Origin of the sequence: Novosphingobium sp. SG751A, assembly GCF_013149295.1 — a bacterium.
GTDB lineage: Bacteria > Pseudomonadota > Alphaproteobacteria > Sphingomonadales > Sphingomonadaceae > Novosphingobium.
The window spans coordinates 1-1,429 of record NZ_JABGCB010000066.1; the positions used below are offsets into that span (position 1 = coordinate 1).

General features: G+C 59.1%; 1 protein-coding gene. It reads left to right on the plus strand.

What is annotated here, in order from left to right; genetic code table 11:
- Positions 1–145: 145 nt before the first annotated feature.
- Positions 146–1,171, plus strand: a complete 1,026-nt coding sequence (locus FHW96_RS25880; protein WP_172343443.1) for an IS110 family transposase — start codon at positions 146–148, stop codon at positions 1,169–1,171.
- Positions 1,172–1,429 lie beyond the last annotated feature (258 nt).

Sequence of the window (1,429 nt, forward strand, 5' to 3'; positions counted from 1 at the left end):
GTACGAACATAGGGTAATCGCGGGAGCGCTGGCGAGACAGGCCAGTTCGTCGAACGAGATTGCCGCCAGGTGGTTGCCCCCCGATAAGATGGAAGTACGGGCTCTCGACAGGAAGCCGGGCCCAAGCATCGAATGGAGGACAACCATGGAGCAGTATATCGGCCTCGATGTTTCCCTGAAAGATACTTCGATCTCGGTTCGTCAGGATGGCAAGCGGATCTGGCGCGGGAAGTGCGCCTCTGATCCCAAACTTCTGGCCGAGGTGATCCGCAAGCGGGCGCCACATCCCAGGCGGATCGTGTTCGAGACCGGGCCTTTATCCGTCTGGTTCTACCATGCGTTGACGGCAGAGGGTTTGCCCGCGATCTGCATCGATGCGCGCCATGCCAAGGCCCATCTCGACATGGCGCCGAACAAGACGGATGCGAACGACGCCGACGGTCTGGCTCATCTGGCCGAGGTCGGATTTTATCGGGAGGTTCGCGTCAAAGGTTTTGACAGCATGCTGATCCGCACGCTTGTTGCAGGCCGCCGACAGCTACTGAAGATGCAGATCCAGATGTCCAATCAGATCCGTGGTCTGCTTAAGACCTTTGGGCTGGTCGTTCCCAAAGGTGTGGGCGGCGTATTTGACCGCAATGTGCGAACCTTGCTCGAGGATGATGCTGCATTGGCTCGGATCATCCTGCCTCTGCTACAAGCCTGGAGCGAGATGCGCCGCCAGGCCGCGGAGCTCAACAAACAGATGGTGGGCTTGGGGCGGGAGAACCGGCATTGCCGTCTGCTGATGTCCGTGCCCGGTGTCGGGATCGTGACCGCGACGGCTTTCACAGCGGCCGTTGAAGATCCAGACAACTTCAAAAACTCCAGATCGGTGGGCGCATGGGTCGGCTTGACCACGAAGCGCTATCAATCCGGTGAGGTCGATTATGACGGTCACATCTCACGCCGCGGCGATGGCCATCTGCGAACCCTGCTTTACGAGGCGGCGGCTGTCATGTTGACCCGGTCCATCGCAGACAGTTCGCTGCGCAGATGGGGGCTCGAGTTACGAGAGCGCCTTGGCTTCAAGCGCGCGGCGGTAGCTCTGGCTCGCAAGCTTGCGGTCATCATGCATGCCATGATGAAAACAGGCGAACTGTTTGATCGGCGGATAGAGGCGGCTGCGTAGCCCCTTCAAGTCCACGGCAAGAGGCTTGCACTCGTCAGGGTGCTTGGTGTCGTCCCTGCTGGGACGCGGATGAGATCATTCCGGGTAGCGGGAAGCAATGCCCTTGTCGGCAAATTGCGTCACGAACATAGGAAGTTCTCAGCCACGAATTTCTATCCTGCGGCGATCGAAGTATCGACCGCGTAGACGACCATGTACCCAGCACACGAAACTGAACCCGGAGAATAAGGCATTGACTGTGGGGCGATTAGACGACCC

Bases quoted from the DNA above. Each gene is read 5' to 3' on its own strand.
- FHW96_RS25880 (WP_172343443.1), top strand. From the start codon at position 146: ATGGAGCAGTATATCGGCCTCGATGTTTCCCTGAAAGATACTTCGATC.